The organism is Geodermatophilus sp. SYSU D00766 (assembly GCF_054049915.1).
Genome location: NZ_JBJGYI010000001.1, coordinates 265269 through 278207, shown reverse-complemented (window position 1 = coordinate 278207; position 12939 = coordinate 265269). Strand labels below are relative to the sequence as shown.

The window sequence follows — 12939 nt, the reverse complement described above, 5'->3', positions numbered from 1 at the left end:
CATTGAGGACCCGGCCGCCCCGGGGTTGTCTCCTGCCCGGGGAGGGGCCCAGTCGGGAGGAGACGGCGATGGCGACCGGTGCGCTGTGGGACGAGAAGTACATGTGGTGGGACACCCGCTCGGCCGGGGCCTTCATCCCCGCCGGCGGGTGGATCGAGCCGGACGAGCACGCGGAGAACCCGCGCACCAAGCGCCGGCTGAAGAACCTGCTCGACGCCTCGGGGCTGTCCAAGCAGCTGCAGTGGCTCGACGCCCGGCCGGCCACGGTCGAGGAGCTCTGCCGCGTGCACGACGAGGAGTACGTGCGGCGCATGGAGGAGATGTCGGCCGCCGGTGGCGGTGACGCCGGGGAGCTGGTCCCGTTCGGCCCGGGCGGCTACGACATCGCCCGCCTCGCCGCGGGCGGGGCCGTCGTCGCCGCCGAGGCCGTGCACGCCCGGACCGTCGACAACGCCTACGCGCTGGTGCGCCCGCCGGGCCACCACGCCGAGCGCGACCGCGGCCGCGGGTTCTGCATGTTCGGCAACGTGGCGATCGCCGCCCGCCACCTGCAGGCGGTGCACGGCGTGGGCCGGATCGCGGTCGTCGACTGGGACGTCCACCACGGCAACGGCACCCAGCAGGCCTTCTACGGCGACGCCGACGTGCTCACCGTCTCGCTCCACCAGGACTCCTACTACCCGCACGAGAGCGGCGCCGGCGACGAAACCGGGGAGGGCGCGGGGGCGGGGACGAACCTGAACGTCCCCCTGCCGCCCGGCACCGGCGTCGGCGGTTACCTCTACGCGATGGAGACCCTGGTGGTGCCGGCGCTGCGGCGCTTCGCCCCGGAGTTCGTGTTCGTGGCGTCCGGTTTCGACAGCAGCGCGCTGGACCCCCTGGGCCGGCAGATGCTCCACTCCGACGCCTACCGGGAGATGACCCGCATGGTCGGCGACATCGCCGCCGAGACCGCCGGCGGGCGGCTGCTCGTCGTCCACGAGGGCGGCTACTCCGCGGCGTACGTGCCCTTCTGCGGGCTGGCGACCATCGAGCAGCTCAGCGGTGTCCGCACCGGGGTCGAGGACCCGTTCCTCGACTTCCTGTCGGCGATCGGCGGCATGGACCTGCAGCCGCACCAGAAGGACGTCGTCGACGCCCTGTCGCCGGTGGTGGACGCCGTGCCGACGGCCTGACGCAGGGCACCCGGCACGGACGGGCACTCAGCCGGGCACGCAGCCGGGCGCTCAGCCGGGCAGCAGCCGCCAGCCGTCGCGCACCGCGCGGGCCGCGGCCGCGGCCCGGCTGGGTGCCCCGCACTTGGCCAGGACGTGCTCGACGTGGTGGGCGGCCGTCCGCTCGCTGATGCCCAGGCGGCGCGCCAGCGCGTGGTTGGACGCCCCCTCGGCGAGCAGCGAGAGGACCTCGAGCTCGCGGGGCGTCAGTCCGCCCGGCAGGTCCCCGGGCCGGCCGGCGACCAGGGTCCCGCCGGCGACCGCGAGCAGCCGCACGCGGTACCAGCCCGGCGGGCCGCGCCAGTACCAGGTGCCGTCCGCCTCGTCCCGGCGCCGGGCTCGCACGGCGCGCAGCAGCCCGGGGTCGACCGGCAGGGGGACGCGGCCGGGCAGCGGGTGTGGCCGCCCGCCCTCCCGGGGGACCAGGCAGGCCGCCTCGCCCGGGGCGAGGGCCGTGGAGAGCACGCCGAGCCAGCGGGTGCCGTCCACCGCGGCGGCCAGGGCGGGCGCGGCGTGGTGCAGCGCGGCGACCACGTCGGGTGCGGGGCCGGCCTCGGTCCTCGCGCTGACGTGCAGGTCACCGGTCCAGCGGCCGTCCCTGGTGACCAGCCGTGCGGTGGCCCCGCCGCAGAACCCCGCCGGGCCGAAGACGTCGCGCACCGACGGCGTGGACGTGTAGCCCTCCACGTCGCGCCAGCACCGCGCCCGGCGGGTGGGGTCGGTGACCAGCAGCCGGTAGCCGACGTCGTCCTCCAGGAACCCCGGACCGCCGAGGTGGTCGAGGACCGGGCCCGGGTAGCCGTCGGAGGCGAGCGCGAGGTGCCGTCCGCTCAGGGGCTCGCGGACGTGCACCGCGACGGCGGCGACGCCGGGCTGGTCGCGGAGCTCGGCGACGACCTCGTCGGCCGTGGCGCGGGCGGTCGAGGCCGACGACGCGGCCGTGACGAGGCCGAGCGCGAGGTCCAGTGGGTCCGGCACGGGCGCGACCTCCCCTGGGGCCGGCTCAGCCCTGGGTGCCGGCCGACGGCAGCAGGTCCCGCCGGGGCCCCGTCCGGCGGTCGCGGACCAGGGCCAGGACGCCGGCTGCCAGCGACCCGGCGACGAGCACGAGCCCGGTCCACGCCAGGCCGCCGGGAGCGGCGCCCGAGTGGGCCGCGTGCCCCGTGCCGCCGCCGGCCGGCCCGGCGAGCAGCTGCACGTGCAGGGCGAGCATCGTGACGTCGGCCAGCAGGGTCACCTGCCACGCCGAGCGGCTCGGCCGCCGCCACAGCCGCCACGCGCAGGGCAGGCAGACCGCCGCCGTCGCGGCCATGGCCAGTGAGGCCAGGGACGTGACGTCGAGCAGCAGCAGGTGCACCAGGCCGCCGGCCACGGCGAGGGCGGCGGCCGCCCGGCCGAGGGCGGGTGCCTCCGGCCGGGCGGCGACGGCAGCGGCCGTCACGACCCGTGCGACGCGCAGTGCGACGAGGTCGACCGCGGCAGGCCGAGCGCGGGGTTGCGGTCGAAGAAGCCGACCGGCTTGAGGGTGAAGCCGGTGTAGTCGGTCGGCATGACCGGCCAGTCCTCCGGGCGCGGGAAGTGGGTGAGCCCGAAGGTGTGCCAGAGGACGACGTCGGTGTCCTCCAGCGGGGCGTCGTCGGCGACGAAGGACGGCAGCCCGCCGGAGCCGGGGTGCTGGTTGACGAAGTCGCCGGCCGGATAGCGCTCGGCGGGGTCGTACTCGGTCACCCACAGGGTCTTGGTCGAGAACGCCGCGCGCTGGGCGATCGAGGACTCGTCGTCGGCGAGCAGCACCGGCGAGGCCTGCGGGTGCAGCGCGTAGCCCACGGGCTGCCCGAGCCGGTTGGTCCTCGACGGGTTGACCACGTGCCAGGTCCGCCCCACCGTCGCGTCGCTGACCCGCTGCGCCTCCGACTCCCGGGTGAGCGGGGTCAGCCGCCGCTGGAAGGCGTTGCCGTACGGGTTGGTGTCGCTCACCGGGAGCCGGACGGCGTCCACCTCGTGGACGGTGTTGCCGGTGCCGTCCACGGCCATGTCCAGCCGGGCGGAGAACAGGTGCTGGTGGAACGGCGCGCCGAGCCCCGGGGCGACCTCGGTGGCGTAGGGGTGGTCCTCCCCGCGGTAGGCGGAGGTGAACACGATGCCGGTGGCCTTGCTCTCCAGCTGGATCGTGCCGTCGGTGTAGAGGTACCAGTAGAAGCCGTAGTCGTAGTTGCCGATGGTCGTGAAGAAGCTGATCACCAGGCGGCGCGAGCGCCGGGTCTCGGCCATCCCGTTGAACAGGTCGGTGTGCTTCCAGGCGACGCCGTAGTCCTCCTCGTGCAGGCAGATCGCGTTGCGGATGGTCCGCGGCGCCCCGTCCTCGTCGGCCAGGGTGCCGTCGAAGTAGTGGATCTCGCCCAGGCAGTCGCAGCCCAGCTCGAGGGAGTTGGTGTAGCGGGCGAAGAGGTACTCGCCGACGTCGAAGTAGTTCTGCCAGAACCGCACCGGCGAGGGGTCGGCGTAGGGCACGACCATCTCCGCGATCGAGGCGCGGTGCACCACCGAGCGACCGTCGATGGACAGCTGGTGGAGGACCAGGCCCTCGCGGGCGTCGAAGCCGACGCGGAACTCCCAGCCGGCCCAGCGGACGACGTCGTCCTCGACGGTGAAGCTCGGGCCCTCGGGCTGGGTGATCTCGATGGGCTTGAGGTCGCGGACCGCGTGCGGGTGGGTCTCCTGGTCGAGGTCGGCGCGCTCGGCCGGGACCGCCAGGTCGAAGTGGTCGTGCACGGCGGTGGTGACCCCGCGGGTGATGTCGACGTAGGCGACGACGCCGTCGACGGGGTGCGCCCAGGGGAGGTCGGCCGGGTCGGTCTGGTGGAAGCCGAGGACGCGCACGATCCGGTGCCCGGACTCGTCGGGGAAGTACGAGCCGGCCGACAGGGGCACGGCCCGCACGTCGGCCACCTGCAGGCCGCGCTTCTCCATCGCCGCGACCCAGCGCTCGTCGGCGGCGAGGATCGGCTCGATGGCCTCGAACTCGGCGTCGAGGATCGGTACCTGGCCGTCGGCGGCGCCGTCGATCTCGAGGTCCTCGACGACCGTGCCACCGGTGATCGAGACGGTCAGGTCGCGGCCGTTGCCGGTGGCGCGGTCGAGCAGCAGCACGCGCGCCCGCCGCTCGACCGGGTCGCCCGGGGTCCAGGCGAGCACCTCGCGCTTGTGCGGCTCGACCAGGCCGACGTAGACGAACTTGGAGCTCTCCTGCACCAGACCGGCGTCGCGGACGATCGCGGCGGCGGCGGTGATCTCCTCGGCGGTGAGCCGGGACAGTGGATGGGTGGCGGTGGAGCGGGGGGCGGTCAGGGTCATCGGGTTCCTCCTCAGATCTGCGGGGCGTGGTCGGCGGGGGTGGCGGCGGTGAGGTCGCGGGCGGCGTGGGGGCGGGCGCGGGCGAGCAGCCAGCCGGAGGCGAGGGCGACGGCGAGCAGGACGCCGGCGCCGACGCCGAGCGCCGTGGAGCCGCCCATGAGCAGCGGCAGGTTGCGGACGAGCAGCACGAGGATCAGCGCCAGGCCGACCGCGCCGAGGCCGGGGGCGACCAGGGTGTGCCACGGCCGCCGGTCCAGCCCGGTGCGGCGGAAGAAGACGACGACGGCGACGCAGGCCAGCAGCATCAGCACGACGATGCCGACGCTGGCGATGCCGGCCAGCCAGGTGAAGATCTCCAGCACCGGGTCGAGGCCGGCGAGGGCGCACACGGCCATCAGCAGGCCGCCGACCGCGGTGGTGATCAGCGAGGCGACGTGCGGCGAGGCGTGCCGGGTGTGGCTGCGCCCGCAGGCGACGGGCAGGACGCCGGTGTTGCCGAGGGAGAAGACGTAGCGCGAGAGCACGTTGTGGAACGACAGGATCGCGGCGAAGAGGCTGGTCACGAACAGCACCTGCATGACGTCGGCCGCGGCCGTGCCGACGTAGTCCGCGGCCGTCGCCACCACGATCCCGCCGGGGTCGGCGGCCGCGGCGTCGACGATCGCGCTGTCGCCCCACGCACTCACGATGGCCCAGGAGGACAGCGTGTAGAAGACCCCGATGATGGCCAGCGCCAGGTAGGTCGCCCGGGGGATGGTCCGCTCGGGATCGCGGGCCTCGTCGCGGAAGATCGCGGTCGCCTCGAAGCCGATGAAGCCGGCGATGGCGAACATCAGCCCGATGCCGGGGGCGCCGGAGAGGACCTCGGCGGGCTGCAGCAGCGCGGTGGACAGGCCCTCGTCGCCGCCGCCCTGGAAGACGACCGCGGCGTCGAGCACCAGGACGATGCCCACCTCGGCGACGAGCAGGACCCCGAGCACCCTGCTGGACAGCTCGATGTGCCGGTAGCCGAGCAGGCCGGTGACGGCCAGGACGACGGCGGTCCACAGCCACCAGGGCAGCGACGGGCCGCCGTAGCCGGTGACCAGGTCGTCGAGGAGGAACCCGACGTAGCCGTAGACCGCGCCCTGCACGGTCACGTAGCTGATCAGCGCGACGAGGGCGCTGCCCAGGCCGGCGCCGCGGCCGAGCCCGGTGCCGACGTAGGAGTAGAACGCGCCGGCGTTCGGCACGTGGCGGGTCATGGCGGTGAAGCCGACGGCGAAGAAGAGCAGGACGACGGCCGCGACGACGTACATCGCGGGGTAGCCCGCGCCGTTGCCCGCGGCGATGCCGATGGGCACCGAGCCGGCGATGACCGTCAGGGGCGCGGCGGCGGCCACCACCATGAAGACGATGGCGCCGGCGCCGAGGCGGCCGGTCAGCCGGTGGCGCTCGGCGGTGCCGGTGGCCGGCGCGGCCGGTGGTGGGTCGGAGACGGTGGCCATGGGCGACCTCCGGGGCGGCGGCAGCCGGGAGCTGCCGGGCGGACGGGCGATGGCTGACGAGCCTGACCCGGCCCGCGAGGTGCGCGGTTACACGGCCGTCATGACGCGGAAACGTTCTCGTTACACCGAACGGGAGACGGCGGTCACGTTTTCTCATTCGGGGAGGACGTCGACGACACGCGCTCTGCCCTACCCTCGCGCAGCAGTCGAGGGGAGTGGCATGGCGCAGCGCAGCACCGCCGTCCGGCTGCCCGCGCGGTCGCCGGTGGAGGGGCTGCGCCGGCGGCGTCTCAGCTTCGCCGAGGTGCTCGCCCAGTCGGTGTCGGCGCTGGCCCCGACGGCGGCGATGGTCGTCGTCCCCTCGATCGTGCTGGTCGAGGCCGGTGCGGCCACCCTGCCGGCGTTCGTCGCCGCCACCGCCCTGGTGCTGCTCATCGGCTGGTGCCTCACCCAGTTCGGGCGCCGGATGGCCGCGGTGGGCGGCACGTACAGCTACACCGCGAAGGGCCTCGGCCCGGTCGGCGCGCTGGTCGGCGGCTGGGCGCTGCTCATCGGCTACGCCGCCGTCGCGATGTCGGCCCTGGTCGGCTCGGCGCTCTACGGCGCCGGGCTGGTCGGGCTCGAGCCGACGCCGTCGGTCGTCGCCCTGCTGGCCGGCGGGCTCGGGCTGCTGGCCGCCACCTTCGCGGTGCGCGGCATCCGGCTGTCGGCCCGGGTCGCCCTGGTCCTCGAGGTCGTGTCGGTGCTGCTGGTCGTCGTCGTGCTCGGGGTGCTGCTGGTGGTCGCCCGCGGGGCGCCCGACACCGCGGCGCCCGTCGTCGACGCGCCGCTGCACTGGGGTGGGCTGGCCGTGGGCGTGGTGCTCGGCGTCACCGCGTTCATGGGCTTCGAGAGCGCCGCCGTGCTCGGGGTGGAGGCGCGCCGCCCGCTCGTCGCCGTCCCCCGCGCGGTGCTGTGGACCCCGGCCGTGGCGGGGGTGCTGGTGTTCGCCGCCGCGGTGGCGCAGGTGGTGCTCCTGCGCGCCGCTCCGCTGGACGTGCTCACCAGTCCGGTGCCGGTGGCCGAGCTCGCCGACCGCAACGGCCTGCTGCCCCTGCGCCGGTTGCTGGACCTGGGCATCGCCGCGTCGTTCTTCGCCTGCGTCACCGGCTCGACCAACGCGCTCGGGCGGGTGCTGTTCTCGATGGCCCGCGAGGAGGTGCTGCCGCGGACCCTGGGCCGCACCCACCGCCGGTTCGAGACCCCGCACCGGGCGCTGGCCCTGGTGGTGCCGGCGGTCGTCGGCGTGCCGGTCGTCGCGCTCGCCCTCGGGGCCCGGCCGCTGTCGGTGCTGGTCGGCTCGCTGACCGTCTCGGCCTTCGGCTACCTGGTCGCCTACGTGCTGGCGTGCCTGGCGATGCCGCTGTTCCTGCGCCGGATCGGGGAGCTCACCGTGCTCCCGCTGCTCGGTGGCGTGCTGGCCGCGGCGGTGGGCCTGGCCGGGCTGCTGGTCGCCGTCGCCGGGGCCGCGCGGTGGGACGGCGAGGCGACGGCGACGGTCTTCCTCGCCGCACTGGCGCCCGGGGTGGCGTGGGCGCTGTGGCTGCGGTGGCGCAGCCCGGAGCGGCTGCGCGCGGTCGGCGTGTACGACCAGGCCACGGCCAGCAGCGTGCTCCCGGGCAGCGTCGCGGCCGAGCCGCCGCGATGACGGCCATCGACCGGGGGCTCACCGGGCGTCAGCCCAAGGCCGTCCAGAGCGCGCTGGCCATCCTCGAGACGGTGGCCCGGGTCGGGGCCGGCGTCACGGCGAAGGAGGTCGCCGACGAGCTCGGGCTCCCGCCGGCGACCACCTACCGGCTGCTCAACCTGCTGGTGGGGGAGGAGTACCTGGTGCGGCTGCCCGACCTGCACGGCTTCGCGATGGGCCGCAAGGCCGCCCGGCTCACCGGCGCCGCGGCCACCGCGCCGCTGTGCACCGCGGCCCGCGAGGTGGTCGCCGAGCTGCGCGGCCAGGTGCGCTGGGGCGTCCACCTGGTGCTGTGCACGTCCTCCACGCTGCACTGCGCCGACGTCGACCCCGACCACCCGCTGCAGGCCCCGGAGCTCGTCGAGCGCCACCTGCACGCCTCCGCGCCCGGGAAGCTGCTGCTGGCCGAGCAGGCCGACTGGCAGGAGGTCCTCAGCCCCGCCCGGCTGCACCGCCTCACCGACCGGACCGTCGTGCGGCCGGCCGACCTCGACGCCGAGCTGCGCGAGACCCGCCGGCGCGGGTGGGCGGTGCAGGCGGGGCAGGTGCACGAGGACCTGACGTGCGCGGCGGTCCCCGTGCGGGCGCCGGCGGGGGCGCTGGTGGCCGCCGTCGTCGTCACCGTCCGGGGCGCCGCCCCCGCCGCGCTGGCCGCCTCCGCCGGCCTGGCGGAGGGGTTCGCCCGCCGCCTGGGCCCGCTGCTCGGCTAGTCGAAGACGACGACGCCGCGGATGTTGCGGCCGGCGTGCATGTCCTCGTAGGCCTGCGCCACCTCGTCGAGCGTGTACTCCTTGGTCACCAGCTCGTCGAGCTTGAGCTGGCCGGCCTGGTACATGCGCAGCAGGTTGGGCACGTCGTGGCGGGGGTTGGACTCGCCGAACAGCGAGCCCTGCAGCCGCTTCTGCATGAGCGTGAGGTCGCCGAGGGAGATGGGCGCGCCGACGGCGGTGAGGTCGCCCAGGCCGGTCAGCACCACGGTGCCGGCCTTGCGGACGCTGGCCAGCGCCTGGGCCACGTGCTCGCCCTGGACGACGCCGACGGTGACGATCGTGGCGTCGGCGCCCTGCCCGTTGGTGATCGACCGGGCGTACTCGGCCGCCTCGTCGATGCCCTCGAAGAAGTGGGTGGCGCCGAACTGCTGCGCCCACTCGGCCTTGGCCGCCACCGGGTCCACGGCGATGACCGTCGTCGCGCCGGCGTGCACCGCGCCCTGCAGGGCGTTGGCGCCGATCCCGCCGATCCCCATGACGATCACGGTGGCGCCCGGCTCGATGTTCGCGGAGTTGACCGCCGAGCCGAAGCCGGTGGGCACGCCGCAGCCGACCAGCGCGGCGGCCTTGAGCGGGATGTCCCGGTCGATCCTGATGACGGAGTCGACGGAGGCGGTCGTGTACTCGGCGAACGTGGAGATGCCGCACTGCTGGCCCACCGGCTGTCCGTTCTCGCGCATCCGGAAGCTGGTCGGGTCGTCGGCGCGGGCGCCGGTGAGCAGCGAGGCGCCCAGGTCGCACAGGTTGCTCATCCCCTGCGCGCAGAACTCGCACTTCCCGCAGGCGGGCAGGAACGAGAAGACGACGTGGTCGCCGACCTCGAAGCCGGGGGTGTTCGGCCCGACGGCGGTGACCACGCCGGCACCCTCGTGGCCGCCGACGAACGGGTAGATGCCGACCGGGACGTCCCCGGTGGCGACGTGGTCGTCGGAGTGGCAGAGGCCGGACGCGGCGATCTTGACGGTCACCTCGCCCTGGCGGGGGTCGTCGAGCTCGACGGTGGCGGTCTCGTACGTGCCGGGGGCCTGGCGGACCAGCGACACCTTGGTGGTGATGGGCACGGGGACTCCTCTCCGGGCGGGGTGGCTCGGGCACGTCCGCGGCCGTGCCCGGGTCGGGCGGGTGGTGACAGGGGGTGTGGGTCAGGGCAGGGAGGAGGGCTCGACGCGGCCGGTGACCTCGCCGAGGGAGATCCGGCCGCCGCCGGTGCCCGGTGCGGTGGCGGTGAGGGTGACGACGTCGCCGTCCTGGAGGAAGGTGCGGGTGGAGCCGTCGGCGAGGGTGAGTGGCTCCTCCCCGCCCCAGGAGAGCTCGATGAACGAGCCGCGCTGGTCCCTCGCCGGGCCGGAGACGGTGCCGGAGGCGAACAGGTCGCCGGTGCGCAGCGAGGCGCCGTTGACCGTGGTGTGGGCCAGCTGCTGGGCGGCGGTCCAGTACACGAGGTCGAACGGCGGGCAGGACACGAGCTCCCCGTTGAGGCGGACCTCGATCGCGATGTCGAGCCCCCAGGGCGGCGTGCCGGCGTCGTCGAGGTAGGGCAGCAGCGCCACGTCCCGGGCCGGCGGGGCCACCCGCGCGGCCTCCAGGGCCGCCAGCGGCACCACCCAGGGGGACACCGAGGTGAGGAAGCTCTTGCCGAGGAAGGGCCCCAGCGGCACGTACTCCCAGGACTGGATGTCCCGCGCCGACCAGTCGTTGACCAGGCAGACGCCGAAGACGTGGTCGGCGAAGGCGTCCAGCGGCACCGGCGCGCCCAGCTCGGAGCCGGTCCCGACGACGAAGCCGACCTCGGCCTCGATGTCGAGGCGCTGCGAGGGGCCGAAGGTCGGGGCGTCGTCGGCGGGGCCCTTGCGCTGCCCGCTCGGTCGCACCACCGGCGTCCCGGAGACGGCGACGGTGCCGGCGCGGCCGTGGTAGCCGATGGGCAGGTGCTGCCAGTTCGGCGTCAGCGGCGGGGAGTCGGGCCGGAACATCCGGCCGAGGTTCTCGGCGTGGTGCCGGGAGCTGTAGAAGTCGACGTAGTCGGCGACCTCGACCGGCAGGTGCAGCGTCACCTCCGACCGCGGCACCAGGTGCGGCTCCACCCGGGCGCGGTGTGCCTCGTCGGTGAGCCACCCGGTCAGCTGCGCCCGCAGGTCCGCCCAGGCCCGCGGCCCGCGTGCCAGGAAGGCGTTGAGCGAGCCGGTGGCGTGCACCTCGTCGCCGGTGGCCGCGGCGAGGTCGAGCACGGCGTCGCCGACGGCGACCCCGGTGCGCGGCGCGGTGCCGGGCGTGGAGAAGACGCCGTGGGGGAGGTTGTCGACGCCGAAGCCGGTGTCGTCGGGCAGGTCGAGCCAGCTCATGCAGAGGTCCTGTTGAGGGAGGGGAGCAGCCCGAGGGCGACGAGGTCGTCGACCGGCTCGAGCACGCTGCAGGTGCCGAAGGAGGTGAACACGGCGCGGGCGCGGGCGGCACGGTCGGCCGGCCAGCCGCGCACCGCACCGGCCACGGCGGCGGGGTCGGTGCGGGCCAGTTCCGCCGCCGCGGCCTCCGCGCTCGCCCCCGAGGCCAGCGCGTCGGCCGCCAGGAGCACGGTGAGGAAGCCGTGGTGGGCGGAGCCGGTGGCCGGGTCGGTGTGCGGCAGCGCGGCGTGCAGGCCGGCGGTGCACTTGACCGCGACGCCGCGGGCGACGCAGGCGGCCAGCGTGCCGGCGAGCTCGCCCGCGGAGGGGAACAGGTCGGCCCGCAGGCCGCCGGTGCGCAGCTTGGCGCGGGCGCCGGTGCCGGCGAGCACGTCGAGGACCGCGTCGCGGCCGGCGGTGCGCGGCACCTCGACGGCCACCGGGACGCCCGCGGGCACCACTGTGGCGGCCGCGGCGAGCGCCTCCCGCGCGGCGCCCGCGTCGGCGACGACCGGCACCTCGACGGCGGCCAGCCGCAGCCGCGGGTCGGCGTCGACCCGGGTCGTGGCGGCGGGCAGGTCGCCGGCCGCCGCGACCAGGGAGACGCCGAACCCCTCGCCGTCGTCGAGGTGTGCGGCCAGCTCGTCGAGCCGGGCGGCGGGGACCACGAACGGCCCCACCAGGTCCCCGAGCCGGGCCCGCAGCTCGCGGTGCGCCGGCACGGCGGCGGCCATCGGCGCGTCGCCGGGCGGGAACAGCGCGGCGTCGTCGAGGAGCCCGGTGAACAGGCCCGTCATGCCGAGGGGCCCCGGCCCGACCAGGTCCAGGCGTACTTCCCGTCGTCGGCGGCCAGGCCGGCCTCGCCGAGGTCGAGGGGGCGGAAGGTGTCGACCATGACGGCGAGCTCGTCGAAGTACTCCGCGCCCAGCGAGCGCTCCACCGCGCCCGGCTGCGGGCCGTGGCTGTGCCCGCCGGGGTGCACCGAGATCGAGCCCTTGCCGATGCCCGAGCCCTTGCGGGCCTCGTAGTCGCCGTCGACGTAGAACATGATCTCGTCGCTGTCGACGTTGGAGTGGTAGTAGGGCACCGGCACCGCCTGCGGGTGGTAGTCGACCTTCCGCGGCACGAAGTTGCAGATCACGAAGTTGGCGCCCTCGAACACCTGGTGCACCGGCGGCGGCTGGTGCACGCGGCCGGTGATCGGCTCGAAGTCGGCGACGTTGAAGGCGTAGGGGTAGAGGCAGCCGTCCCAGCCGACGACGTCGAAGGGGTGCTCCGGGACGACGTGGACGGTGCCGGCGAGCCCGCCGGGGCCGGCACCGCGGTGCTTGACGTAGACCTCGACGTCGGTGCCCTCGCCCAGCAGCGGCTCGGCCGGTGCCCGCAGGTCGCGCTCGCAGTAGGGCGCGTGCTCGAGGAACTGCCCGTACTTCGACAGGTAGCGCTTGGGCGGGGCGATGTGGCTGCTGGCCTCGATCGCGTAGGTGCGCAGCGGCTCGGGACCGGTGGGGATCCAGCGGTGCGTGGTGGTCCGCGGCAGGACCAGGTAGTCGCCCTGGCCGACCTCGAGCACGCCGAAGGTGGTCTCCACGGTGGCGCTGCCGCGCTCGACGTAGACGCACTCGTCGCCGGTGGCGTTGCGGTAGTACGGGCTGGTCAGCGACGACACGGCGTAGGAGATGCGGACGTCGCCGTTGCCGAGCACCAGCCGCCGGCCGGTGACCGGGTCGGTGGCCTTGTGCTCCTCGCCCGGGAACAGGTCGTGCAGCCTCAGGTGCCGCGGGACCAGCGGCGCGTTGGGGGTCAGGGTCTGGTCGGGCAGCTCCCAGGGGCGGGCGTCGACGATCGCCGAGGGGACGCCGCGGTGGTACAGCAGCGAGGAGTCGCTGGAGAAGCCCTCCTCGCCGACCAGCTCCTCGGAGTAGAGGCCGCCGTCGGGGCGGCGGAACTGGGTGTGCCGCTTGGGCGGGACCTCGCCCACCTGCCGGTAGAACGCCATCGGGGGTG

At 75.2% G+C, this 12939-nt stretch carries 11 protein-coding genes; 3 read left to right on the top strand and 8 right to left on the bottom strand.

Annotated features, from left to right (window positions below; all coding sequences use genetic code 11):
• Positions 1-68 precede the first annotated feature (68 nt).
• Complete coding sequence (locus ACI8AD_RS01230; protein WP_456868738.1) at positions 69-1175, top strand: class II histone deacetylase; 1107 nt, start codon at positions 69-71, stop codon at positions 1173-1175.
• Positions 1176-1226: 51 nt separating this feature from the next.
• On the opposite strand, the gene ACI8AD_RS01225 is transcribed toward ACI8AD_RS01230, so the two are convergent.
• The 4 genes from ACI8AD_RS01225 to ACI8AD_RS01210 are packed head-to-tail and all read right to left on the bottom strand — an operon-like array spanning position 1227 to position 6055.
• Entirely contained in the window at positions 1227-2192 is a 966-nt protein-coding gene (locus ACI8AD_RS01225) for a helix-turn-helix domain-containing protein (protein ID WP_456868737.1), read from the bottom strand.
• A gap of 25 nt (positions 2193-2217) precedes the next feature.
• Positions 2218-2655, bottom strand: coding sequence for a hypothetical protein (locus tag ACI8AD_RS01220; protein WP_456868736.1), 438 nt, complete (start codon positions 2653-2655; stop codon positions 2218-2220).
• Complete coding sequence (locus tag ACI8AD_RS01215) at positions 2652-4568, bottom strand: primary-amine oxidase (protein WP_456868735.1); 1917 nt, start codon at positions 4566-4568, stop codon at positions 2652-2654. The genes ACI8AD_RS01220 and ACI8AD_RS01215 overlap by 4 nt, the downstream gene beginning before the upstream one ends.
• Positions 4569-4579: 11 nt before the next feature.
• Positions 4580-6055 carry an APC family permease gene (locus ACI8AD_RS01210; RefSeq protein WP_456868734.1) on the bottom strand — a complete coding sequence of 492 codons (1476 nt, stop codon included), beginning with the start codon at positions 6053-6055 and terminating at the stop codon, positions 4580-4582.
• Between the two features lie 220 nt (positions 6056-6275).
• On the opposite strand from ACI8AD_RS01210, the gene ACI8AD_RS01205 reads away from it, so the two are divergent.
• Both ACI8AD_RS01205 and ACI8AD_RS01200 read left to right on the top strand, forming a co-directional pair.
• Positions 6276-7742 carry an APC family permease gene (locus ACI8AD_RS01205; RefSeq protein WP_456868733.1) on the top strand — a complete coding sequence of 489 codons (1467 nt, stop codon included), beginning with the start codon at positions 6276-6278 and terminating at the stop codon, positions 7740-7742.
• A complete protein-coding gene (locus tag ACI8AD_RS01200; RefSeq protein ID WP_456868732.1) occupies positions 7739-8491 on the top strand; it encodes an IclR family transcriptional regulator in 753 nt (250 codons plus the stop codon). The genes ACI8AD_RS01205 and ACI8AD_RS01200 overlap by 4 nt, the downstream gene beginning before the upstream one ends.
• On the opposite strand, the gene ACI8AD_RS01195 is transcribed toward ACI8AD_RS01200, so the two are convergent.
• From ACI8AD_RS01195 to ACI8AD_RS01180, 4 genes are all read right to left on the bottom strand, one after another.
• Positions 8488-9612, bottom strand: a complete 1125-nt coding sequence (locus ACI8AD_RS01195; RefSeq protein ID WP_456868731.1) for an NDMA-dependent alcohol dehydrogenase — start codon at positions 9610-9612, stop codon at positions 8488-8490. The two genes, ACI8AD_RS01200 and ACI8AD_RS01195, sit on opposite strands and share 4 nt — an antisense overlap.
• An 81-nt stretch (positions 9613-9693) precedes the next feature.
• Entirely contained in the window at positions 9694-10893 is a 1200-nt protein-coding gene (gene fahA, locus ACI8AD_RS01190; RefSeq protein ID WP_456868730.1) for a fumarylacetoacetase, read from the bottom strand.
• The gene (locus ACI8AD_RS01185; protein WP_456868729.1) at positions 10890-11729 is read right to left on the bottom strand and encodes a hypothetical protein; all 840 of its coding nucleotides are present in this window, start codon (positions 11727-11729) and stop codon (positions 10890-10892) included. Before ACI8AD_RS01185 ends, fahA begins: the two co-directional genes overlap by 4 nt.
• Entirely contained in the window at positions 11726-12931 is a 1206-nt protein-coding gene (locus ACI8AD_RS01180) for a cupin domain-containing protein (protein ID WP_456868728.1), read from the bottom strand. Before ACI8AD_RS01180 ends, ACI8AD_RS01185 begins: the two co-directional genes overlap by 4 nt.
• Positions 12932-12939: the final 8 nt, after the last annotated feature.

What these genes read in the sequence shown, in the direction of transcription:
- fahA (WP_456868730.1), bottom strand. Translation starts at nt 10,893, where the DNA reads ATGAGCTGGCTCGACCTGCCCGACGACACCGGCTTCGGCGTCGACAAC.
- ACI8AD_RS01205 (WP_456868733.1), top strand. Translation starts at nt 6,276, where the DNA reads ATGGCGCAGCGCAGCACCGCCGTCCGGCTGCCCGCGCGGTCGCCGGTG.
- ACI8AD_RS01185 (WP_456868729.1), bottom strand. Translation starts at nt 11,729, where the DNA reads ATGACGGGCCTGTTCACCGGGCTCCTCGACGACGCCGCGCTGTTCCCG.
- ACI8AD_RS01215 (WP_456868735.1), bottom strand. Translation starts at nt 4,568, where the DNA reads ATGACCCTGACCGCCCCCCGCTCCACCGCCACCCATCCACTGTCCCGG.
- ACI8AD_RS01230 (WP_456868738.1), top strand. Translation starts at nt 69, where the DNA reads ATGGCGACCGGTGCGCTGTGGGACGAGAAGTACATGTGGTGGGACACC.
- ACI8AD_RS01180 (WP_456868728.1), bottom strand. Translation starts at nt 12,931, where the DNA reads ATGGCGTTCTACCGGCAGGTGGGCGAGGTCCCGCCCAAGCGGCACACC.
- ACI8AD_RS01200 (WP_456868732.1), top strand. Translation starts at nt 7,739, where the DNA reads ATGACGGCCATCGACCGGGGGCTCACCGGGCGTCAGCCCAAGGCCGTC.
- ACI8AD_RS01210 (WP_456868734.1), bottom strand. Translation starts at nt 6,055, where the DNA reads ATGGCCACCGTCTCCGACCCACCACCGGCCGCGCCGGCCACCGGCACC.